General features: G+C 65.4%; 19 protein-coding genes. 5 read left to right on the forward strand and 14 right to left on the reverse strand.

What is annotated here, in order from left to right:
• Positions 1–92: 92 nt before the first annotated feature.
• The 4 genes from OU996_RS14810 to OU996_RS14825 form a co-directional block, all read right to left on the reverse strand.
• The gene (locus OU996_RS14810) at positions 93–707 is read right to left on the reverse strand and encodes a hypothetical protein (RefSeq protein ID WP_267582375.1); all 615 of its coding nucleotides are present in this window, start codon (positions 705–707) and stop codon (positions 93–95) included.
• A gap of 69 nt (positions 708–776) precedes the next feature.
• Positions 777–1,550, reverse strand: coding sequence for a hypothetical protein (locus OU996_RS14815; RefSeq protein WP_267582376.1), 774 nt, complete (start codon positions 1,548–1,550; stop codon positions 777–779).
• A gap of 1,564 nt (positions 1,551–3,114) precedes the next feature.
• A complete protein-coding gene (locus tag OU996_RS14820; protein WP_267582377.1) occupies positions 3,115–3,738 on the reverse strand; it encodes a hypothetical protein in 624 nt (207 codons plus the stop codon).
• A 270-nt stretch (positions 3,739–4,008) separates the two neighbouring features.
• On the reverse strand, positions 4,009–4,278 hold the full coding sequence (locus OU996_RS14825) for a hypothetical protein (protein WP_267582378.1): 270 nt from the start codon (positions 4,276–4,278) through the stop codon (positions 4,009–4,011).
• A 574-nt stretch (positions 4,279–4,852) separates the two neighbouring features.
• Here OU996_RS14825 and OU996_RS14830 point away from each other — a divergent pair.
• The 3 genes from OU996_RS14830 to rimO all read left to right on the forward strand — a co-directional run bounded on the left by OU996_RS14830 (position 4,853) and on the right by rimO (position 7,370).
• Complete coding sequence (locus OU996_RS14830) at positions 4,853–5,419, forward strand: hypothetical protein (protein ID WP_267582379.1); 567 nt, start codon at positions 4,853–4,855, stop codon at positions 5,417–5,419.
• 137 nt (positions 5,420–5,556) lie between these two features.
• Positions 5,557–5,883 (forward strand): antibiotic biosynthesis monooxygenase family protein, encoded by a 327-nt coding sequence (locus OU996_RS14835; RefSeq protein WP_267582380.1) that lies wholly within the window; start codon positions 5,557–5,559, stop codon positions 5,881–5,883.
• A 131-nt stretch (positions 5,884–6,014) separates the two neighbouring features.
• Positions 6,015–7,370 (forward strand): 30S ribosomal protein S12 methylthiotransferase RimO, encoded by a 1,356-nt coding sequence (gene rimO / locus OU996_RS14840; RefSeq protein ID WP_267582381.1) that lies wholly within the window; start codon positions 6,015–6,017, stop codon positions 7,368–7,370.
• A 21-nt stretch (positions 7,371–7,391) separates the two neighbouring features.
• Here rimO and OU996_RS14845 read toward each other — a convergent pair whose 3' ends face one another.
• From OU996_RS14845 to OU996_RS14885, 9 genes are all read right to left on the reverse strand, one after another.
• Entirely contained in the window at positions 7,392–8,156 is a 765-nt protein-coding gene (locus OU996_RS14845) for a DUF4239 domain-containing protein (RefSeq protein WP_267582382.1), read from the reverse strand.
• A 21-nt stretch (positions 8,157–8,177) separates the two neighbouring features.
• A complete protein-coding gene (locus OU996_RS14850; RefSeq protein ID WP_267582383.1) occupies positions 8,178–9,401 on the reverse strand; it encodes an ArgE/DapE family deacylase in 1,224 nt (407 codons plus the stop codon).
• Positions 9,398–10,678, reverse strand: coding sequence for an allantoate amidohydrolase (locus OU996_RS14855; RefSeq protein WP_267582384.1), 1,281 nt, complete (start codon positions 10,676–10,678; stop codon positions 9,398–9,400). The genes OU996_RS14850 and OU996_RS14855 overlap by 4 nt, the downstream gene beginning before the upstream one ends.
• A 151-nt stretch (positions 10,679–10,829) precedes the next feature.
• Positions 10,830–11,915 (reverse strand): BMP family ABC transporter substrate-binding protein, encoded by a 1,086-nt coding sequence (locus tag OU996_RS14860; protein ID WP_267582385.1) that lies wholly within the window; start codon positions 11,913–11,915, stop codon positions 10,830–10,832.
• 100 nt (positions 11,916–12,015) lie between these two features.
• Positions 12,016–12,939 carry an ABC transporter permease gene (locus OU996_RS14865; RefSeq protein WP_267582386.1) on the reverse strand — a complete coding sequence of 308 codons (924 nt, stop codon included), beginning with the start codon at positions 12,937–12,939 and terminating at the stop codon, positions 12,016–12,018.
• Positions 12,932–14,008 carry an ABC transporter permease gene (locus OU996_RS14870; protein ID WP_267582387.1) on the reverse strand — a complete coding sequence of 359 codons (1,077 nt, stop codon included), beginning with the start codon at positions 14,006–14,008 and terminating at the stop codon, positions 12,932–12,934. The genes OU996_RS14865 and OU996_RS14870 overlap by 8 nt, the downstream gene beginning before the upstream one ends.
• Positions 13,998–15,551 carry an ABC transporter ATP-binding protein gene (locus OU996_RS14875; RefSeq protein WP_267582388.1) on the reverse strand — a complete coding sequence of 518 codons (1,554 nt, stop codon included), beginning with the start codon at positions 15,549–15,551 and terminating at the stop codon, positions 13,998–14,000. Before OU996_RS14875 ends, OU996_RS14870 begins: the two co-directional genes overlap by 11 nt.
• 183 nt (positions 15,552–15,734) lie before the next feature.
• Entirely contained in the window at positions 15,735–16,712 is a 978-nt protein-coding gene (locus OU996_RS14880) for a quinone oxidoreductase family protein (RefSeq protein WP_267582389.1), read from the reverse strand.
• Positions 16,713–16,758: 46 nt separating this feature from the next.
• The gene (locus OU996_RS14885) at positions 16,759–17,520 is read right to left on the reverse strand and encodes a CDP-alcohol phosphatidyltransferase family protein (RefSeq protein WP_267582390.1); all 762 of its coding nucleotides are present in this window, start codon (positions 17,518–17,520) and stop codon (positions 16,759–16,761) included.
• A 177-nt stretch (positions 17,521–17,697) separates the two neighbouring features.
• Between OU996_RS14885 and OU996_RS14890 the strand changes: the two genes are divergently transcribed.
• A complete protein-coding gene (locus tag OU996_RS14890) occupies positions 17,698–18,909 on the forward strand; it encodes a UbiH/UbiF family hydroxylase (protein WP_267582391.1) in 1,212 nt (403 codons plus the stop codon).
• Positions 18,910–18,911: 2 nt separating this feature from the next.
• Here the strand turns inward: OU996_RS14890 and OU996_RS14895 are convergent, their stop codons facing one another.
• Positions 18,912–19,871 carry an AEC family transporter gene (locus OU996_RS14895; RefSeq protein ID WP_267582392.1) on the reverse strand — a complete coding sequence of 320 codons (960 nt, stop codon included), beginning with the start codon at positions 19,869–19,871 and terminating at the stop codon, positions 18,912–18,914.
• A gap of 159 nt (positions 19,872–20,030) precedes the next feature.
• Between OU996_RS14895 and hspQ the strand changes: the two genes are divergently transcribed.
• Positions 20,031–20,363: a heat shock protein HspQ gene (gene hspQ / locus OU996_RS14900; protein WP_420712768.1), complete on the forward strand. Its 333-nt coding sequence runs from the start codon at positions 20,031–20,033 to the stop codon at positions 20,361–20,363.
• The last annotated feature ends 87 nt before the right edge of the window (positions 20,364–20,450 follow it).

The following is a 20,450-nucleotide window of genomic DNA, read 5'->3' on the forward strand; positions in this document are numbered from 1 at the left end:
TGACACGCCCCCCTGATGTTGCAACCGCGCCGTCATCTGGATAGGTCGTACTCAGGGCATCAAAAATGGCTCCATACTGATGGAGTCAGGAATCACGTTGCAAACCCACCGCCGACAACTTCGGCCCGCACCACGTTGTTTTTTGGCTCTCTATAGTTGATGACATTGCCGTCTTCGTCAAAATGAGCCCAATATGCGCACACCGTCTGATGAATATTATTATCATGAGGAATTCTATAAGATGTGCAAATTATAAATCTATAAAGATATGTATTAATTCCTCCTTTTTCTAAATTATCTATCGATAAATTCCACCCTCGAATATATTTTTCGCCAGGAAGAACAAGTCGTTTTGATCCTAGATAACTTTCTTTAGCGCTTTTCTTCGCGAATTTACGAATGAAATCAACTTCATCATTTAATTGTTTGGGAAAAATTTCTACAGATGTATGAACATCCAGCGCTGGTGTCTTACCTTCGTTCTTAACATCAATCTCAATCTGAAAATCAGCACCCGTCGCGTAAAATCGAAGCTCACTTATACTTGGGTATATCGAAATCCACGCCCGCTGATCGGATATCAGCTGCTTGGTTGCAGCACTGGCCGCCCGTGCCGCAGCGAATGCAGCCCAACCAGCAAAACCAGCGGACAATAGCGTCGCGGCAACTGTCACAACTTCAGCAGCAGGCGACCCGGCCAGATCCATCTTCGACGCCACCTTTATAAATCGTCTGATGTGATAATAATAGCTTGAACGGACTCGACCTTAAGCAAGCTAAGCTGCCAACCTCATCCAGCTCTCGACCGATTGATCGAGATCGACAACCACTGATGCCGCTTGGGATAGCAACGTGATCTGGGGCGCCTCGAACGCAGCCCCTCGCTGCTTAACAGCAATTCGGAGCGGCGCGTCGTCGACTTGGCCGATATCGGTTAGCTTTATAAACGAAGAAGCAACCGAATTAGCATTGGGCGTTACCACGTCATAAACAGCGCGCCAGCGCCCCGGCACCGACACGAGCGCATCCACCTTCCAAGTCGATCCAGCTCGACCCGACAATTCAGCGTCGCGCACCAAACGATCGCGCCCGAAACCGATCTCTAGCTTCTCGAACAGAACTCGGCGAGATAGATCGTACGACGCCATCGCCTGACGCTCTGCGGTCCGGACGAGCGCCTGCCTTACTGCCGACCCAAGCATTATGACGGCGTTTGCAAGCCAGTCCTCAGGCACGCTGGCGCAAAAAATCATCCGCTGATCAAAGTGAAGCCCCTCACGATCTGCAATCGCTCGAGCTACCTGACGATACGCATGGAGTCCGCCCGTGAGTTCGGCCTCCAAAGCGCCGAAGCCATCATCGTGCACCATCCATCCGTTATCGTCGTCAGGATGCATCACAATAGGAATGGTCGCCCCGCTCGGCGACAAGAAAGGCGTACGGAAATGCGCCTGTCCGCCGTCCACCCTGAATGAGGCAAGCGCCTCCTTCACCGAGCGGGCGGCAGAGTTCAGGTCTGATCGGGGGGTCACAGCATTATCCTGTCCCACGGGACCTCTCCCTCACACCAAAATCCGTCGATGGCATAATGCGTCTCGATTAGCGAACAAACCTCACCATGGGTTTGCGCCGATTTAATGGGACGCGCCACAGGGAGATTTTGCTTCTGACTGTATGCAAGCTCATGCCCGTCACCCACAACGTTATCTGCTGCCAGATGGGCGTGACAGCCCGATATAGAAGGCGGGACGCCACGCCCCCTTGCCCATAGCGGGTTCCGGTGATGCGGAGGCTCGCCTAAGGGATCCAACTCAATCCGCCCTAAATGCCATTTGCGACCTGCCGTGCTCGCAGAAAGCAAAGCGCAAAAGCCCTCGAACTCTCGGCGGCGACTGAGTGGAACGCAAAGCTCCAGAGTGAGACCCGCAACAACCATTCCATCGACTGCAAGGGGACAAACCCACCGCGCGGTTTTCTCCCCCTGCGACGGACGCACCCACTGCCCGGGCATAGCCACGGTCTTCCGGCTGATTGCGAGCTCTAGAAGCCTGTTCTGAAGTTCGATGGCTGACACGCTGCCCCCACAGCGAGCGATCGAGAGTGACCGCCACCATTTGACGGTATCAGGCGGGCGCGAAGAGTCGAGTCGGCCGACAGAACGACGCCCACCGGGTCCGTCATCAGTCTCGAGATGCTCGCTGCTTCAGGTCATCTATTATTCTAAGAGCCGACATCAGGGGTATGTTGGGCGCCGCTGTCGGCGGAGATGCCGGGATGAGCCCTGGCTTCTTCTCGCCCGCGCTCCGGTCGGCTCTGGCACAGGCGTCCTTCGGCGGTACCCGGCATTTCTCGATCATCTCCTGTATCGCAGCGAGCGTCGTGTAGTCCTTACCAGCAATGCGGAAGATCGTGAGCCGCCCTCGTGCCGCCTCCCGCCGAAGGCCCGCGACATTCATGGTGCCGTCAGGAAAAGCTGCCGTCGCAGCGACGTCCAGGCGCAAAGGCGCGCTAGAATCAAACGGCGCGTCTGCCGCGACACCTAGCCGTCCCGACTTGGTGGTCGGCTTCTGGCGAACGGGGGGCATGTTGCAAACCTAGCTGCTAACGAACGTCGTGGCACGGAAGCGAACAGAGCGGTTTGATCCGGCACAAGGCGCCGGATCAATGCTTACAGATAGGCGCTTTCGATGATTGCAGGGTACTGGTCGATACGGCCATTTCTGAATTTCAAGACCGCTGCCTTAAACCACTCGGCCACCCTTCCGCGTTGCGGGCGCTGGGGCCCGGCGGGGCGGACGCGTTGCGGATCCGCTGCGCCCTTGTTCCCAAACTCGGGCGCTTTGGCAAGCGGCAAACGGAGCCATGGGTGGGGGACGGGACGAGCTTCAGGGCTGAGAACGCCGATGTGTACCCCTGCCCCATCGTCGGCCTTCCCCGGAACGATGCCCGCCTGGCGAATAGCGCTGCCCGCGATAGCGCGCGGCGCCTCATCCATCTGGACGCGCTCCGTTGCGATCGGCCGCCTTCTGTCGGCCCGTCCCTGACCCCACGCAGCCTGTGGCGCGGCAGCATGGGCTTGCACGCCCTGGTGACGGGCGGGCAGCTCATGGTCCATTACGGTGTGGACGGTGACGTCCAGCCGGGGATGGTCCAGGCGGGGGTGGTCCATATGCGCGGTCGGGCGTCGGTGGTGGTGGCCTCTCCGGTGCCCTGCCCCGTCGTTTGATCGGCCGGCGAGCGCGCGCTGCTGCCGGGTGTGGACCCTGGCGACGTGCGGGGCGCGGCGCTGGCAGTCCGCCGTTCGGTGATGAAGCTTTGCGTCTGCCCGAGAATCATCTGCTGCACCACCGGCGCCGTCGGCAGCTGCGCATGGCTGATGAAGCGCGCGCCGGAAGCCCAGGCATCAACATTCACCGCCCCGCGCACATCCGCGAAGCCCGGCCCGTGGATGTTGATGCAGCGGGGCACGGGGCAGGAGGGCGGCGCCGGCGCCGCATCGATGGTGATGATCATCGGCGCCGGCTGGCCAGCGGCGATGAGCTTCCGGGCATAGCGCAGAGCCATGTCGCCGCCCATGGAGTGGCCGATGATGATGTCCGGCACAATGCCCTGGGTCCGGGTCATCAGGTGCGAATCGGTGCGCGTGCGAAAACCTTGCCGCTGCAGCGGACCGGCCAGCGCGGAGACGCCGATATAGTCGCTCTCGACATACACGCCGAGCCCATCGAGCAGCAGCACGAGGGGGGCGGCGCGGGAGCGGAGACTTCGGGCGCTCCCGTCTGGGCGAGAGCCGGAGCCGACAGCCACAGCCATCCGGCCATGGCGACCCCCAGCGCCCCCAACGACGCGGGTCGCCGGGCGAATGGTCCTGGCATAAATGCCGCGCGGAGCTTTGCGTCTCGACTGATCATGTGATCGAGAAGTGCTGGCGGCGGGCGGCGATTTCAAGGCAGGGGACAGGATCGTGTGCTGTTCTGTCCCCTGCCGGAGCGTCCGATGCGTCCCGCGTCAGGCGGCGCGACGCAGAGCCGCGTGATGCGGCTGCAGCCCACAGGCGGCCGACCACGTCTCGAACGCGACCCAGGCGTCCTGCTGCTGCCGGGGTAGTTCTGCCGATTCCATCTGGGTCAGCAACATCTCGGCGAATCGGCCGAGGCGGTCATGCCGCAAGGAGCGGATGAGGTGGATGGCGCCTTGCAGCGAGCGGATTTCGAGTTCCTCGTGGCCGACCCGTACGAGCAGCGGGGTCGGCTGGAAGTCCTTGACGTCGTTCGACATGCCTTCGTCCTCCCTGTGTGAACGGCCTTGTGGTGGAGGGCGTGACCTGGCCGGGAGGTCCGCCTGTTCGCCGAGCATCGCAGTCAATCGTAGCGCAACAATGACACAGTCAAGCGGAGTGGCGATGAACAGGCGTCATTCTAGCCCCGTCGGGGGCTTCCCCATTACACCTTTTGGTGATGATCGCCGCTGCGTGCCATGAAGAATATGGCACATCGTACCTTGCATCCGGCATTCCAGCGTCTTGCGGGCAGCAAGAGGCGATCTTGCGGCGATCCGGCCGGAGTTATTGCTCCCTCCAGCAAGAATAGCTGAGTTGTTCGGCTTTCGATCGGCGGCCCAATGTGCCTTGACGGAATGCCAGTCCGCGCGTTGAACGTCGCGAACGTCTTGCGCGCCCGCCCAAGAGATGCCTCATCGCGCGAATACTCTCTATGTATTCGGCATCTCGCTGCTGCGAATGAAATAGATATGAATGCTGCCCTGCAACAGCGAATACATATTGCCATTGCCGCGATACATCATGTTACGCTGCGTATGGCGGCGAAAGACCGCCCTCAAGGAGGAAACGCCAATGAAGTTCCGTATGACTCTCGCCGCGGCGGCCGCGGCGAGCCTTATGTTCGTTGCGCCGGCTTTCGCGCAGGATCCGATGGCCCATGCGCCCGCGGTGACGGCCTATGTCCAGAAGAACGTGCAGCCCTGGCTGAGCGATCCCGTGATCGTCGCGGCGGTCATCGCCTCCAACAAGGCGCATGCCCGGCTGATGCAGACCGATATCGATGCACTCGATCAGAAGTGGAAGGACAAGGATCAGGCGCTGCGCGACTCCACGATGAAGAACCCGGCGGCCGCTTTCCTGGTGAAGAAGAAGGATGCGTCCGGCGGGGTCATCACCGAGGCCTTCGTGATGGACGATCGCGGTCTCAATGTCGCCCAGACCGACGGCACGTCCGATATGTGGCAGGCGGACGAAGCCAAGTGGCAGAAGTCCTATGCGGCCGGCCCCGGTACGATCTTTGTCGACAAGGTTGAAGAAGACGGCGGCAAGAAGATCGCCCAGGTCAGCGTGACCATCTCCGACAAGGATGTCGCCATCGGCGCGATCACCCTCGGCATTGATGTCGACAAGTTGAAGTAAGCCGTATCGTCTCTCCCGAAACCGGCGGGGCGGCATCACGCCGCCCCTTTTTCCTGCGCATCTGCGGGCGCCGATGATCGACCCCGGGCGGTGCATCGGCTAGGCTCCCGCAGCCGGGAAAGACAGGAGAGCACGACATGTTTCTTGCCATGAACCGCTTCAAGGTGAAGCAGGGCTCGGAAGCCGATTTCGAGACCGTCTGGCGCGAACGCGACAGCCACCTCAACACCGTGCCCGGCTTCGTCGCCTTCAATTTGCTGCGCGGCCCGGCGAAGGAGGATCATACCCTCTACGCCTCGCACACGATCTGGCGCTCGCGCGAGGATTTCGAGAGTTGGACGCGCTCGGAAGCCTTCCGCGCCGCCCATCGCAATGCCGGCGGCAACAAGCCGCTTTATGTCGGTCATCCCGAGGTCGAACTGTTCGACAGCGTGATCTCGCTGGACAACCAGCAGGCCGCCTGAGCCCGCCGCGGCACGATCGGAAGCCCCTCCCCGTCCCCCGCGCAGCCCGGACCTGCGCGGGGCGGAGTTGACGGATGGCGGCAGCTGGCTTAACGCCTCGCGATCCTTTCAAGTCCGGGTTCCGACAGGCCATGGCCGAAATCGCGTCGATCGACGCCTCCGCCGCGCGCGGCGAGGCGCCGCGCATCTCCTTCGTCTCGCTGGGTTGCCCCAAGGCGCTCGTCGACAGCGAACGCATCGTCACCAGCCTGCGCTCGGAAGGCTATGAGCTGTCGCGCCATCACGAGGGCGCGGATCTGGTGATCGTGAACACCTGCGGCTTCCTCGACAGCGCCAAGGCCGAGAGCCTCGCCGCGATTGGCGACGCGCTGAAGGAGAACGGCAAGGTCATTGTCACCGGCTGCATGGGCGCCGAGCCCGAGCAGATCCGCGCCGTGCATCCGGGCGTGCTCGCCGTCACCGGCCCGCAGCAATATGAAAGCGTGCTGGCCGCCGTGCATCAGGCGGTGCCGCCGCAGCATGATCCGTTCCTCGATCTGGTGCCGCCGCAGGGCATCAAACTCACCCCGCGCCATTACGCGTACCTAAAGATTTCAGAGGGTTGCAACAATCGCTGCACCTTCTGCATCATCCCGAAGCTGCGCGGCGATCTGGTCAGCCGGCCGGCCGCCGACGTGCTGCGCGAGGCCGAGCGGCTGGTGACGGCCGGAGTCAAGGAGGTCCTCGTCATCTCGCAGGACACCTCCGCCTATGGCGTCGATCTGCGCTACGCGGAGAGCCAGTGGAAGGATCGTCAGGTCCGCACGCGCTTCCTCGATCTCGCCCGCGAACTCGGCACGCTCGGCGCCTGGGTGCGCATGCATTACGTCTACCCCTACCCGCATGTCGACGAGGTGATCGGTCTGATGGCGGATGGGGTAATCCTTCCCTATCTCGACATCCCCTTCCAGCACGCCTCCCCGACCGTGCTGAAGCGTATGAAGCGCCCGGCGGCGCAGGAGAAGACGCTGGCCCGCGTGCAGGCTTGGCGCGCTGCCTGCCCCGAGCTGACGCTGCGCTCGACCTTCATCGTCGGCTTCCCCGGCGAGACCGAGGCCGAGTTCCAGGAGCTGATCGACTTCCTGGAGGAAGCCGAACTCGATCGTGTCGGCTGCTTCAAATATGAGCCGGTCGATGGCGCGCCCGCCAATGCGCTTGGCCAGGCCGTGCCGGATGAGGTGAAGGAAGAACGCTGGAAGCGCTTCATGGAAGTGCAGCAGCGTGTCTCCGCCCGCCGGCTGAAGCGCAAGGTCGGCACCCGCCAGCAGGTCATCATCGACTCGGTCGGGCCGACGGTGGCGGTCGGCCGCTCCAAGGCGGATGCGCCGGAGATCGACGGCGTGGTGCACGTCGCCTCGCGTCGCCCGCTGCGCGTCGGCGAGATCACCACGGTGAAGATCGAGCGCGCGGACGCCTATGATTTGCACGGCACGGCGGTCGGCTTCTGACCACCGGCAGGGCTGGCGCTCTCAGGGCGCCAGCACCCGCGTCAGTTCCTCGCGGGGGATGATGTTCTCGTCCACCGTCGGCCAGGCAAGGGCGACGGTGTAGGCGAGCGTCACGGCGAAGGCGATGGAGAAGGTTGCGAGGCTGATGATGAGCTGCGGGCGCTTGCCGACATGCAGCGCCGCCAGCCCGATCTGCGAGAGAACGCCCAAGAGCACCACAACGGCCCAGCGATGGGGCGCCAGATCGACATGCAGGATGAAATAGCGGTCGGTGCGCAGCCGCCGCAATTCGCCCTGCCCGGCCAGCAGCGCGGCGCGCAGATGCCCGGCGATCTGGGAGCGCGCTTCCTCCTCGGCGATCGCGGTGACCAGCGCATCGAAGCGCTCGCTCACGACAGCCTGTGGGTAGGTCCAGCCCTCGTCCCACTCATTCTGCGACAGCGCCCGCGCATAGGCGCCCAGCGCGTCGTCGATGCGCTGGCACGGCGCGCCGCAGATGCGCGCCACGTCGAGCATTGCATCGAGCCGCTGGACCTCCTGCAGCACAGTCTGCGCGAACTTGGTCTCGCGCTGCCAGATGTCGCTCATCATGAAGGCGAGGAACAGCGCGAAGGGCAGCGTGAGCGCCCCAAGATAGGACGTCGCGAGATCCTTGGGCTCGAACCACCTGACAAAGCGTGGCAGCACCGCCACCCAGTAGATCAGGGCACCGCTCAGCAGTGGCACCAGCGCGAACAGCGCCACCAGCCCCCAGTACTCGCCGACGATGAGCTGCATCCAGTTCATGGCCGCAGCTCTCCTGCGCCGCTACTTCGCCGCCAGCAGATCGCGCAGCGTGCCCTCGATCACCGTGGTCGCGGCCTTGAGGTCGCTGATGCGCACATGCTCATCCGCCGCATGGGCATTGGCTTCCAGAATGGAGCGCGGACCGGCGCCGTAGAGAATGGTCGGAATGCCCGCCGCGGTGTAGTGGCGCGCATCGGTGTAGAGCGGCACGGCGGTCGCCGGCGGCGTCTCGCCCAGCACGGTGGTCGCGTGCTTCTGCACGATCTCCACCAGCCGCTCCGTGCCCGGCAGCGTGCGCAGCGGCTCGGCCAGGATGATGCGGCGGCATTCGAGCTCGATGCCGGGCCGCCCGGCGACGGCCTGCTCGATCAGCGCCGCCAGCTCGGCCTCGACGGCAAGACCGTCCTCTTCCGGCGTCAGGCGGCGGTCGACGCGCATGACGATGCGGTCCGGCACCACATTGGTGTTGATGCCGCCCGAGATCAGGCCGACCGTGATCTTGGGCGAACCGATGCCCGGCGTCGCGCTGGTGATGCCGTAGAGCCGCTTGCGCTCGCCATAGATGGCGGTGAGGATGGCGTTCGCCGCTTCCAGCGCATCGGCGCCAGTCTCCGGCATGGCGGCGTGGGCCTGCTTGCCGCGCACCACGATTTCGAGGTGCAGGCAGCCATTATGGGCGATCACCACGGCGTAGGAGAAGCCGGCGGAGATGGCGTAGTCCGGCTTGGTGATCTCGTGCTCGATCAGCCATTTCGGCCCGACGAAGCCACCCGCTTCCTCGTCATAGGTGAAGTGCAGCTCGACCGTCCCGTCGAGGCCCTCCGGGCGCTCCTTCAGCGCCAGCAGGGCGAAGGCGTAGGTGGCGAAATCGGATTTGGAGACGGCGGCGCCGCGCCCATAGATCGCCCCGCCGCGCTCCTCGGCGCCGTAGGGATCATAGGTCCAGCCCTCGCCGGGCGGCACCACGTCGCCATGGGCATTGAGCGCGATCACCGGCCCCTGCCCGCTGCCGAAGCGCTCGCGCACCACGAGGTTCACCACCGACTTCATGCCGTAGGTCTTCACGAAGGGCTCGGGCACCGGATGGCGCTCGACGGTGAAGCCCAGCTCCTCCAGCAACTGGCCGGCGACCTCCGCATGGGGGGCGCAGTCGCCGGGCGGGTTGTCGCTCGGCACGCGCACCAGCGCCTTGAGGAACTCGACCTCGCGCGCGAGGGGCGCCTTGTCGTCGCCGGGGATGGTCACGTCTCTACTCCGCCTGTGGCTTCGCTGAGTTGCGGAAGCTGGAAGCGCTCGATGAAGCGCACCAGCGCGGCCGCCGCAAGCCCCATATCGTCGGGGGAGGCGTATTCGGCCGGGTTATGGCTGATCCCGCCGCGGCAGCGCACGAACAACATGCCGATCGGGCAGAGCGCGGACATGGCCTGCCCGTCATGCCCGGCGCCGGAGGCCAGTGTCGGCGCGCGATGGCCGACGGCGGCGACCGCGTTGCGCAGGCGCAGTTGCAGGTCGCGGAAGCACGGCACGGTCGCGACCTCGTGGAAGGCCGAGATGACGACGCCGAGATGGCGCAGATCGGCGATGCGGTGCGCCTCGCGCTCGAAACGCTCCAGCGCCTCGCGCCGTGACAGGTCCGAACCGGAGCGCAGATCGACGGTGAAGACGACGCGCGAAGGAATGACGTTGATCGAGCCGGGCTCGACATGCACGCGCCCGACCGTCGCCACCATGCCGTGCGGGTCGGCCTTGGCGATGCGCTCGACCGCCAGCGCCATTTCCGCCGCGCCGAGCAGCGCGTCGCGGCGCATGGTCATCGGCACGGTGCCGGCATGGCCAGCCTCGCCGGTCACGGTGACGGACAGGCGCGAGGCGCCGGCAATGGCCGTGACGACGCCGAGCGGCTCGCCTTCGGCTTCGAGCACCGGGCCCTGCTCGATATGCGCCTCGACATAGGCGATGACCTTGTTGGGGTCATAGGCGGCGGCGGGAATGTCGTCGGGGTTCTTGCCATAGGCTAGCAGCGCGTCGCGGTAGCTCACGCCATCCGCGTCCCGCACGCCGAGATTGGCTGGGGAGAAGATGCCCGCGACGGCGGCGGACGCCGAGAGCGTGGTGGGAAAGCGCGTGCCTTCCTCGTCGCCAAAGGCCAGCACGTCGATGCCGAAAGGCTTGGTGACGCCGGCCTTGCGGATCTCGTCCAGCGCGAGAATGCCCAGGATCACGCCGAGCGTGCCGTCATACTTGCCGGCATTGCCGACCGTGTCGATATGCGAGCCAATGAGCAGACGCGGCGCGTCGGGGCCGGCAGGGTGCCAGTGGCCGCGCACCGTGCCGAGGGCGTCCTCGGAAACCTCAAGCCCGGCCGCGCGCATCCATGCGGCCACGCGATCGGCGGCGCGGCGATGTTCGGGGGTGAGGAAGAAGCGGGTCAGCCCGTCCGGCGTGGCGGAGATCGCGCCCAGTTCCTCGATCATGGCGGCGGCGCGCGCGCCCAGCGCAGCGATGTCCAGCGGCACGGTCATGATGTCGGTTCGGCGCCTCCACTGGATGCCGCGGTGAATCCGCCAGCCGGCCCAGTCTCGTCAGCGCATCGCATATGGGTGCCGCTTTGGCAATGTGCGGCGGCAGGGACCGCCGCCGCACCTTCGTCTCAGTCTGGCCTGACTGTCCGCCTCACTGGCCAGGGATCTTGTCGTCGATGCCCTTCACGTACCAGTTCATCGACAGGATGTCCTTGTCCGCGAGAACCGCGCCTTCCTTCACGACCAGCTCACCCTTCTGGTTGGTGATCGGGCCCTTGAAGGGATGAAGCGAGCCGTCCTTGATCGCGGCTTCGGTCTTCTCCGCCATAGCCTTCACATCGTCAGGCATGTTGGTGTAGGGCGCCATGACGACCTCGCCATCCTTCATGCCGCTCCAGGTGTCGGTGGACTTCCAGGTGCCGTCGAGCACTGCCTTGGTACGCTCGATGTAATAGGGCGCCCAATTGTCGACGATGGAAGTGAGCTGCGCCTTCGGCCCGAAGGCGATCATGTCGGACGCCTGGCCGAACGCCTTCATGCCGCGCGACTCGGCGGCCTGCATGGCGGCCGGGCTGTCGGTGTGCTGGGAGATCACGTCAGCGCCCTGGTCCATCAGCGCCTTGGCCGCATCGGCCTCCTTGGCCGGATCGAACCAGGAGTTCACCCAGACGATCTTGATCTTGATGTCGGGGTTGACCGACTGCGCGCCGAGCATCAGCGAGTTGATGCCGGAGATGACTTCCGGGATCGGGAAGGAAGCGATGTAGCCGATCGTGCCGGTCTTGGAGGTCTTGGCCGCGATCTGGCCGAGGATGTAGCGGCCTTCATGGAACTTCGAGTTGTAGGTCGCGACATTGGGCGCCGTCTTGTAGCCCGTCGCGTGCTCGAAATAGACCTTGGGATAGCGCTTCGCCACCTTCAGCGTCGGCTCCATATAGCCGAACGAGGTGGTGAAGATCAGCTTGTTGCCGGCGCGCACGAGCTGCTCGATGACGCGCTCGGCGTCCGGGCCCTCCGGCACGTTCTCGACATAGGTCGTCTCGACCTTGTCGCCGAACTCCTTCTCGACCGCCTTGCGGCCCTGATCGTGCTGGTAGGTCCAGCCGAAATCGCCGACCGGACCGATATAAACGAAGCCGATCTTCAGCTTCTCGGCGGCTGAGGCGCTGGTCGTGCCGACGCCGGCGAGCGCGAAGCCCGCGGCGATGGCGACCGCCATGGAGAGAATCTTGCGCATGAACGTCTCCGTTCCCATTATGTCGCGGCCGAAATAACGTCCGGCAGCACGCGGCCGCGACCGCGATGCCGGGGGCCGTCGCCACGGCCCGAAAAGAGGATCAGCGATCCGGCACGAAGGGCACGCCCAGTCCTGCCGGCGCTCCCTGCCCGCGCTTCAGCGCCGATATGATAACCAGCGCCACAACGGTCGCCAGATAGGGCAGCGAGGACAGCAACTGAGAGGGCACACCGAGGCCGAAGCCCTGAACGTGCAGTTGCAAGATCGAGACCGCGCCGAAGAGATAGGCGCCGGCGAGCAGTGAGAGCGGCTTCCAGGCTGAAAACACCACCAGGGCAAGAGCGATCCAGCCCCGACCGGCCGTCATGTCGCTGGCCCAGAAGGGCGTATAGGCGAGCGACAGATGCGCCCCGGCGAGCCCGGCGCAGGCGCCGCCAAACATGATCGCCAGCGTGCGGATCTTGCGCACGGGGTGGCCCAACGCGTGGGCCGCCACAGGGTTTTCGCCGACGGCGCGCAGCACCAGTCCGGCGCGGGTGCGGGCAAGGCCATAGGTGACCAGCGCCAGAAGCAGCAGCGAGAGATAGACGAAGGCGTCTTGCCCGAAGAGCATCTCACCCACCACCGGCAGCTCGGTGAGGACGGGAATGTGAAGCTGCGGCGCGCCGTCGAGCCGCGTGCCGACGAAGGGCGCGCCGATCAGCCCGGCAATGCCGAGCCCGAGGATCGTTGTCGCCAACCCCGAAGCGACCTGATTGGCTGCAAGCCATACGGCAAGCCCGGCGAAGACCAACGATAACAGCGCACCCGCGATCACGGCGGCGACGGTGCCGAGGATGAGGCTGCCCGTGCCATAGGCGGTCGCGTAGCCAACCGCCGCGCCGACGATCATCATGCCCTCGACGCCGAGATTGAGCGTTCCCGCGCGTTCGGCCACGAGTTCCCCCAGCGAGGCGAGCAGGAGCGTGGTCGCCGCTGCGACGATGCTCGCCAGCACCGCGCCGAAAATGGCCGCATCAAGCATGCTTGGCCCCTTCCACCCGCCGGACGCGGTAGCGCACGAGGACATCCGCCGCGAGGATCGCGATCAGCAGCGTGCCCTGGAACACGCGGGTGACATCGAAGGGCAGGCGCATGCTGATCTGCGCCGCCTCGCCGCCAATATAGGTGAGGGCCAGCACCAGGCTGGAAATGAGGATGAGCACCGGATGCAGGCGCCCGAGCATGGCGGCGATGATCGCGGTGAAGCCGTAGCCCGGCGAAATGCTCGGCTGAAGCTGGCCGATGGGGCCGGCCACTTCGATGATGCCGGCAAGGCCCGCGAGCCCGCCCGAGACCGCGAAGACACCATAGGTCACGCGCTTTTCGTCGAAGCCGGCAAAGGCGGCCGCGCGGGGCGCGGAGCCGCCGAGCTCGATGGAGTAGCCGACCAGCGTGCGGCCAAGCACGAAGGTGGCGACCGCGATGACGACCAGCGCGATGGCGATGCCGCCATGCAGGCGCCCTTCCTCGAACAGCAGCGGCATGATCGCCACATCGTCGAAGGTCACGCTCTGCGGAAAATTGAAGCCCTGCGGGTCACGCCACGGTCCGCGCACCAGATAATCCAGACCGAGCTGGGCGACATAGACCAGCATCAGCGAGGTGAGGATCTCGCTGGCGCCGAAGCGCACGCGCAGGAAGGCGGGGATCAGCCCCCACAGCGCTCCGCCAATGGCGCCCAGCACCAGCATGGCCGGTAGAACCCAAGGGCCGGCGTCGGTGCCATGGGTGACGAGCGCCAGCGATGAGCCCAGCACCGCGCCGGCGACATACTGCCCTTCCGCCCCGATGTTCCAGCGATTGGCGCGGTAGCAAAAAGCGAGGCCGGTGCCGATGAGCATCAGCGGCGAGGCCTTCACCACCAGCTCCTGCAACGTCCACAGATCGGTCAGCGGCACGATGAAATAGATGCCGAAGGCGCGGATCGGATCATGGCCGAGCGCGACGAACATGATGGTGCCGACCACCACCGTCACGGCGATGGCGATCAGCGGCACCGCGGCGAGCCGCAGCGAGGAGATGTGCTCCTGCCGTTCCAGCCTAAGCGGCATGGGTGCCCTCCCCGGTCTGCTCATGCCCGTGGGCGCCACCCATGGCGAGGCCGATCGCCTCGCGCGAGGTCTCGGCGACCGGCACTGGTGCCGTCAACCGACCCTCACTCATCACCGCGATGCGGTCGGTGAATTCCAGCAGTTCGTCCAGATCCTGACTGATGACCAGCACGGCGCAGCCTTCCGCCGCCTTCTCGCGCAACGTCGTGCGGATGAAGGCCGCTGCCGCGGCGTCGACACCCCAGGTCGGCTGGTCGACGATTAGCAGCACAGGTTCGCGCAGCACCTCGCGGCCAATGACGAATTTCTGCAGATTGCCGCCCGAGAGCCGCCGCGCTTTGGGATCCTTGCCGCCGAAGCGCACGTCGAAACGCCGGACGATCTCCTGAAAGCGGTCGTACAGGGCGTTGCGGCGGACGATGCCGTGGCCCACCAGCGCGCCATCGCCATGGGTGGTCAGCAGCACATTGTCCGAGAGCCGCATATCCGGCGCGGCAGCGTGGCCAAGCCGCTCTTCCGGCACGAAGCCGGCCTTGAGCGCGCGCCGGGCGGTCGGCCCGAGCCCGCCGGCGGCGACCTTGTCGATGATGATGGCTTCGGCGTCCGGGTTCGGCTGCTCGCCGGACAGCGCCTCAAACAGGGCTGTCTGGCCGTTGCCCGCCACGCCGGCAATGCCGACGATCTCGCCGGCGCGGATTTCCAGATTGATATCGCGCAGCGCCGAGCCGCGCGAGCCATCGCCGGCAACGTTCAGGTTGCGTACCAGAAGACGCGGCTCGCCCAGCTCATGCGTCACATGGCGCGGCGTGCGGGGCACTTCCGCGCCCACCATCAGCCGGGCGAGGCTCGACGCACTCTCCTGCGCCGGATCGACCTCGGCGATGAATTTGCCGCCGCGCAGCACCGTGGCGCGCTGGCAGAGGCGGCGCACCTCGTCGAGCTTATGGCTGATGAACAGCACCGCCCGGCCCTCGCTTGTGAGCAGGTCGACCGTGCGGAACAGCGATTCGGATTCGTCGGGCGTGAGCACCGAGGTTGGTTCGTCGAGAATGAGCACGCGCGGATCGCCCAGCAGGCAGCGCACGATTTCCACCCGCTGACGTTCCCCAACGGAAAGATCGCCGACGCGGCGATAGGGTTCGACGCCAAGGCCGTAGCGCTGCACGCAGGCGTCGATGCGCGCGGCAAGCGCCGGCAGCGGTTCATGGCCGGCGAGGCCCAGCGCGACATTCTCCACGACGGTGAGTGCATCGAACAGGGCGAAATGCTGGAAGACGACGCCCACCCCCTTGGCCCGCGAACTCGCCGGATCGGGAAAGACGATCGGCGTGCCGTCATAGAGCAGTTCGCCGGAATCGGGCTGCAGCAGGCCGCACAGCATCTTCACCAGCGTCGATTTGCCGGCGCCATTCTCGCCCAGCAGCGCATGGGTCTCACCGCCGCGTATGGCGAGGCTGACCTGATCATTCGCGACCAGCGCGCCGAAACGCTTGGTCAGGGCAACGGCTTCGAGAAGTGGCGCGGCGGCGACAACCTCAGCCATGGGAGATGCCCCCGGCGCACGCGGCGGGAGGGCAGCTAAGCTGTGGCTGCGGCTTGCGATTCATGCTCGACCGAGTGCGGAAGTTGTGTCCGGCAGCATGGCATGACGCAAGGATGGAGCAAGCCTAAACTCTGGTCCATCCGGTCCGAAATTTGACGCCTTTTGCGTCAAATTCCGAACCGATCACGGAAGCAGAACGGTCGAGCCCGTGGTGCGGCGCCCCTCGAGATCGCGATGCGCCTCCGCGACATCCGCCAGCTTGTAGCGCTGGTCGATGGCGATTTTCACCACGCCGGAGCCAACCACCTCGAACAGGTCGCCGGCGTTGGCGAGCAATGCCTCGCGTGTCGCGACATGGCTGAACAATGTCGGGCGGGTCGCGTAGAGCGAGCCCTTCTGCGACAGGGCCAGCAGGCTGAAATTCTGGATCGCGCCCGAGGCGTTGCCAAAGCTGACGAACATGCCGCGCGGGCGCAGGCAGTCAAGCGAGGCCGGATAGGTCGCCTGGCCGACGCCGTCATAGACCACGTCGCAGAGCGCGCCCTCGGTGATGTCCTTCACCCGCGCGACGAAATCCTCCTCGCGGTAGTTGATGACATAGGCGGCGCCATTGGCGCGGGCGAGTTCCGCCTTTTCGGCCGAGCCGACCGTGCCAATGACGGTGGCGCCGAGATGCGTCGCCCACTGGCATAGGATGAGGCCGACGCCGCCGGCGGCCGCCTGCACAAGCACCGTATCGCCCGCCTTCACCGGAAACGTCTGACGCAACAGATAGCGCGCGGTCATGCCCTTCAGCATCATCGCCGCGGCCGTCTCGTCGGGAATGTTGGCGGGCAGCTTGAGCAGTGGCGCCACGGGCATGACGCGCTCGCTGCAATAGGCGCCGAGCGAGGAGCCATAGGCCACGCGATCGCCCGGCTTGAACTCGCTCACGCCCTCGCCGACCTCGACCACCACGCCAGCCGCTTCATTGCCGGGGATGAAGGGGAGGCCCTGCGGCGGCGGGTAGAGACCGCTGCGGAAATAGGTGTCGATGAAGTTCAGCCCGATGGCGGTGTGGCGCAGGCGAACCTGTCCGGGACCGGGGGAGCCGACGGTGATCTCCTCATAGGACAGAACCTCAGGGCCACCGACTTCATGGACACGTACCGCCCAGGCCATGACAACTCCCACGCTTTGATTGGATCGCTTCGGCGCGCGCGCCGGTTCAGAGGCCGCCCGTGCTGTCCTGCGCTGCCGGGCGGCGGAACGGGATCAGTCCGAAGACCAGGAAGTACAGCGCACAGGCGCACAGGCCGAGCACCACCCAGCCCGGCGGGTTCAGTCCTTCCACGACAGCCACAACGGCGAGCACGGCCCAGAGGGCGAGCAAACCAATGGTGAGAAGGCGCAACCGCACCACGCGGAAAGGATGCACGAACTTGATCGGCAGGAAGGTCGCGACCGAGAGCAGCGCGATGATGGCGGCAATCAGCCAGGCATTCATCGGCACCAGGAAGAAATAAAACACGACGAGGTTCCAAACGGCGGGAAAGCCCTGGAAATACAGGTCGTCGGTCTTCATCTCGGTGTCGGCGAAATAGAGCGCGCTGGTCAGCAGAATGGCAGCGCTGGCGGGCACGGCGAGCCAGGCCGGCATCAGCCCGCCCATGGCGACGGCAAAGGCCGGCACCAGCACATAGGTGAGATAGTCCACCACCAGATCGAGCGTTTCGCCTGACCAGCGCGGCAGCACCTCCCACACCCGCGCACGGCGGGCCATCGTGCCGTCGATGCCATCGACGAACAGGGCGGCGCCAAGCCAGGCGAACATGATCGACCAGTGGCCCTCGACCGCCGCGATCAGCGCGAGCAAGCCGCAGACGGCGCCGGAGGCGGTGAACAGGTGAACGGCGAAGGCGAGCGTCTGGCGACGCTTGGGACGCTCTATCATCAGCTTGTCAGCCAGCGACTTTGATGAAATCGCCACTGCTTTTCCTCCTGCGACCCAACCGGCGCATTTTTGATACGTGACTGCACGATCCGCCGACCACTTCCACGCCTATAACATGTGCGCGCATTAGCACGCATTGTCAGTTGGAGTGGTCCTGCTTATCCCACACTCCGGCGCGAGCTTATAGTCCCGCAGACGACAAGGGAGATCGAGATGTCAGCCAAGCCCGGTACCGAACGGCATATCGCGGTGGTCGGTGGCGGCGCAAGCGGCCTCGTGGCGGCTCTGGCGCTCGCTTCCAGCGGCCTCGACGTGACGCTCATCGCCCCTGCACGCAGCGTCGATCCGCGCACCACGGCGCTGATGGATGGTTCGGTGAATGCGCTGAAGGCGCTCGGCGTGTGGGAGCGCCTCGGGCCGCAGGCCGCGCCTTTGCGCATTATGCGCGTGCTCGACGGCACGACGCGGCTGCTGCGTGCGCCGCAGGTCGATTTCCGGGCCGGCGAACTGGGCCTGGAGGCCTTCGCCTGGAATGTCGAGAACGAGGCTCTGCTGGCGGCGCTGGAGGAAGCAGTCGCCGGTGCCCCGCGCATTCGGCGCCTGCGCGCCAGTGTGACCGATGCGGCCGATCAGGGTGGTCACGTGCGTCTTGCCCTGGACACCGGCGACGCGCTGGAAGTCGCGTTGGTTGCGGCCGCCGACGGGCGACAGTCGCCCTGCCGCCGGGCGGCGGGCATCGATGTGCGCACGCGGGACTACCCGCAGGTGGCGGTGACCGCGACGCTGGCGCATGGACGACCGCATGGCGACATCTCCACCGAGTTCCACACCGAGACCGGGCCGTTCACCCTCGTCCCCCTGCCCGGCCAGCGCAGCAGTATCGTTTGCGTGGTTTCGCCCCGCGAGGCGGAGACGCTGATGGCGCTGGACGAGGACGCGTTCAGCCGTGTCATGGAGCGGAAGGCACGTTCCATCCTCGGGGCGATGCGGCTCGATTCGCCGCGCGGCAGCTTTCCGCTCAGCGCCCGTACCGCCACGCTTTTCGCCAAGGGCCGCATCGCGTTGATCGGCGAGGCCGCCCACATCATCCCCCCCATCGGTGCGCAGGGCCTCAATCTCGGTATTCGCGACGCCGCGACGCTGGCCGAAGTGGTGGACGATGTGTCTCGCGCGGGCGGGGATGTCGGCGGTGCGGCGGTGAGTGAGGCCTATGAAAGCCGGCGCCGGGCGGATGTGGAAAGCCGCACCTTCGCGGTCGACCTGCTCAACCGCTCGCTGCTCAGCGGCTTCCTGCCCATGGCGGGGGTGCGCGGTCTCGGCCTGTGGCTGCTCGACAAGACGCCGATGCTGCGGCGGGCGGTGATGCGCGAGGGTGTCGGTCCGACCCGCGACGTTCCGGCCCTTCTCACCGGCAAGGTTGCCTGAACTCAGCGCAGGCCGTGCGGCAGCATGTCGTGCTGCAGGGCGTACAGCATGAGCGTGACGGTGAGCACGGACACCACCGTGCCGATCAGCACGCCGCCGGACGCGCCCTGCACATAGGTCTCGTACTGCTTCGCCATGATGAAGGCGTTGAGCGCGGGCGGCAGGCTCGCCATCAGCACGGCCGTAGCGATCCACACCGGATCGAAGCCGCCGACCATTGAGAGCACCAGCCAGACCAGCGCCGGGTGGACCAGCAGCTTGATGGCCAGCAGCGCGGGCACCTCGCTCTGCATCCGGTTCATCGGTCGCAGCGCGACGGAGACGCCGAGGGTGAACAGCGCGCAGGGCGCTGCGGCGTTGCGCAGGAATTCCAGCGTCTTCTCGATGGCAGCGGGCGGGTGGAACTCGATATAGGCGGCGAAGACGCCGAGGAAGGTTGCGACGTTGAAGGGGTGGGTCACCACGCGGCGCACGACCAAGAGCAGCGTCGCCGACAAGGGCCGTTTGTCGCGCCCGCCGACCGCCATCAGGATCGGCACGATGGTGAAGAAGAACAGGCTGTCAAAGACGAAGATCAGCGCCGTCGGCACCGAGGCGCCCATGCCGAGCGCGCCCAGCGTCAGGCCGGGGCCCATATAGCCGACATTGGAATAGGAGCCGAGAATCGCCGCGATGGTCGCTTCCGGCAGGTTGCCACGGCGCAGCCACAGTCCCACCAGCAGTGACAGCCCGAAGCAAGCCGCTGTCGACAGGGTGGTGGCGGCGATGAAGGCGCCATTGGTCAATTCATGGAACGGGGTGCGAGCCACCAGCGAGAAAAACAGCGCCGGCAGAGCCACATAGATGATGAAAAAGCTCAACCAGGCGAGGCCGCTCTCGGGGATGCGCGCGAGCCGGCCGCATCCCAGCCCGAGGAAGATGACGCCGAAAAACGGAAGTGCTAACGCTAGAACCTCGGCCATTGGCGTTGGCTACCGGCTCGCCAGGGGCCGGTCAATCGGTCTTTCGGGGCGAAAAGCCGTGCCGCCGGTGGCGGATGGCATCGCTGTTGCGTCGACGCCCCGGAGGACAGAACAGATGACGGGACGGCCTCGGGCGTCGCGGGAGAGGATGGACGGATGATGAAGGAGCGCAACGCCAAATACCGGATCGGGCAGATCGTGCGCCACCGGCATTACCCGTTCCGCGGCGTCGTCTTCGACGTCGATCCCGAATTCACCAACACTGATGAATGGTGGGATTCCATCCCCGAGAACATCCGCCCCTCGACCAAGGACCAGCCCTTCTACCACCTGCTGGCGGAAAACGCCGAGACGGAATACGTCGCCTATGTCTCGGAGCAGAATCTTGAGCTCGACACATCCGGCGAGCCGGTGCGCCACCCGCAGGTGCGCGAGATGCTGGCCGCCGATGGCGATGGCGGCTGGCGGGTGCGCAGCGAGCGGCTCCAGTAGCCCGTTTACGTATCTTCAGCGCGGCAAGGGCTGAAAACGAAAACGCCCGGCCGAAGCCGGGCGTTCGATCAATGGGCTCCGCCGAGG

This window comes from Ancylobacter sp. SL191 (genome assembly GCF_026625645.1).
Taxonomy (GTDB): Bacteria; Pseudomonadota; Alphaproteobacteria; order Rhizobiales; family Xanthobacteraceae; genus Ancylobacter.

What these genes read in the sequence shown, in the direction of transcription:
- OU996_RS14810 (WP_267582375.1), bottom strand. Translation starts at nt 707, where the DNA reads ATGGATCTGGCCGGGTCGCCTGCTGCTGAAGTTGTGACAGTTGCCGCG.
- OU996_RS14825 (WP_267582378.1), bottom strand. Translation starts at nt 4,278, where the DNA reads ATGTCGAACGACGTCAAGGACTTCCAGCCGACCCCGCTGCTCGTACGG.
- OU996_RS14830 (WP_267582379.1), top strand. Translation starts at nt 4,853, where the DNA reads ATGAAGTTCCGTATGACTCTCGCCGCGGCGGCCGCGGCGAGCCTTATG.
- OU996_RS14835 (WP_267582380.1), top strand. Translation starts at nt 5,557, where the DNA reads ATGTTTCTTGCCATGAACCGCTTCAAGGTGAAGCAGGGCTCGGAAGCC.
- rimO (WP_267582381.1), top strand. Translation starts at nt 6,015, where the DNA reads ATGGCCGAAATCGCGTCGATCGACGCCTCCGCCGCGCGCGGCGAGGCG.
- OU996_RS14845 (WP_267582382.1), bottom strand. Translation starts at nt 8,156, where the DNA reads ATGAACTGGATGCAGCTCATCGTCGGCGAGTACTGGGGGCTGGTGGCG.
- OU996_RS14855 (WP_267582384.1), bottom strand. Translation starts at nt 10,678, where the DNA reads ATGACCGTGCCGCTGGACATCGCTGCGCTGGGCGCGCGCGCCGCCGCC.
- OU996_RS14860 (WP_267582385.1), bottom strand. Translation starts at nt 11,915, where the DNA reads ATGCGCAAGATTCTCTCCATGGCGGTCGCCATCGCCGCGGGCTTCGCG.
- OU996_RS14865 (WP_267582386.1), bottom strand. Translation starts at nt 12,939, where the DNA reads ATGCTTGATGCGGCCATTTTCGGCGCGGTGCTGGCGAGCATCGTCGCA.
- OU996_RS14870 (WP_267582387.1), bottom strand. Translation starts at nt 14,008, where the DNA reads ATGCCGCTTAGGCTGGAACGGCAGGAGCACATCTCCTCGCTGCGGCTC.
- OU996_RS14875 (WP_267582388.1), bottom strand. Translation starts at nt 15,551, where the DNA reads ATGGCTGAGGTTGTCGCCGCCGCGCCACTTCTCGAAGCCGTTGCCCTG.
- OU996_RS14880 (WP_267582389.1), bottom strand. Translation starts at nt 16,712, where the DNA reads ATGGCCTGGGCGGTACGTGTCCATGAAGTCGGTGGCCCTGAGGTTCTG.
- OU996_RS14890 (WP_267582391.1), top strand. Translation starts at nt 17,698, where the DNA reads ATGTCAGCCAAGCCCGGTACCGAACGGCATATCGCGGTGGTCGGTGGC.
- OU996_RS14895 (WP_267582392.1), bottom strand. Translation starts at nt 19,871, where the DNA reads ATGGCCGAGGTTCTAGCGTTAGCACTTCCGTTTTTCGGCGTCATCTTC.
- hspQ (WP_420712768.1), top strand. Translation starts at nt 20,031, where the DNA reads ATGAAGGAGCGCAACGCCAAATACCGGATCGGGCAGATCGTGCGCCAC.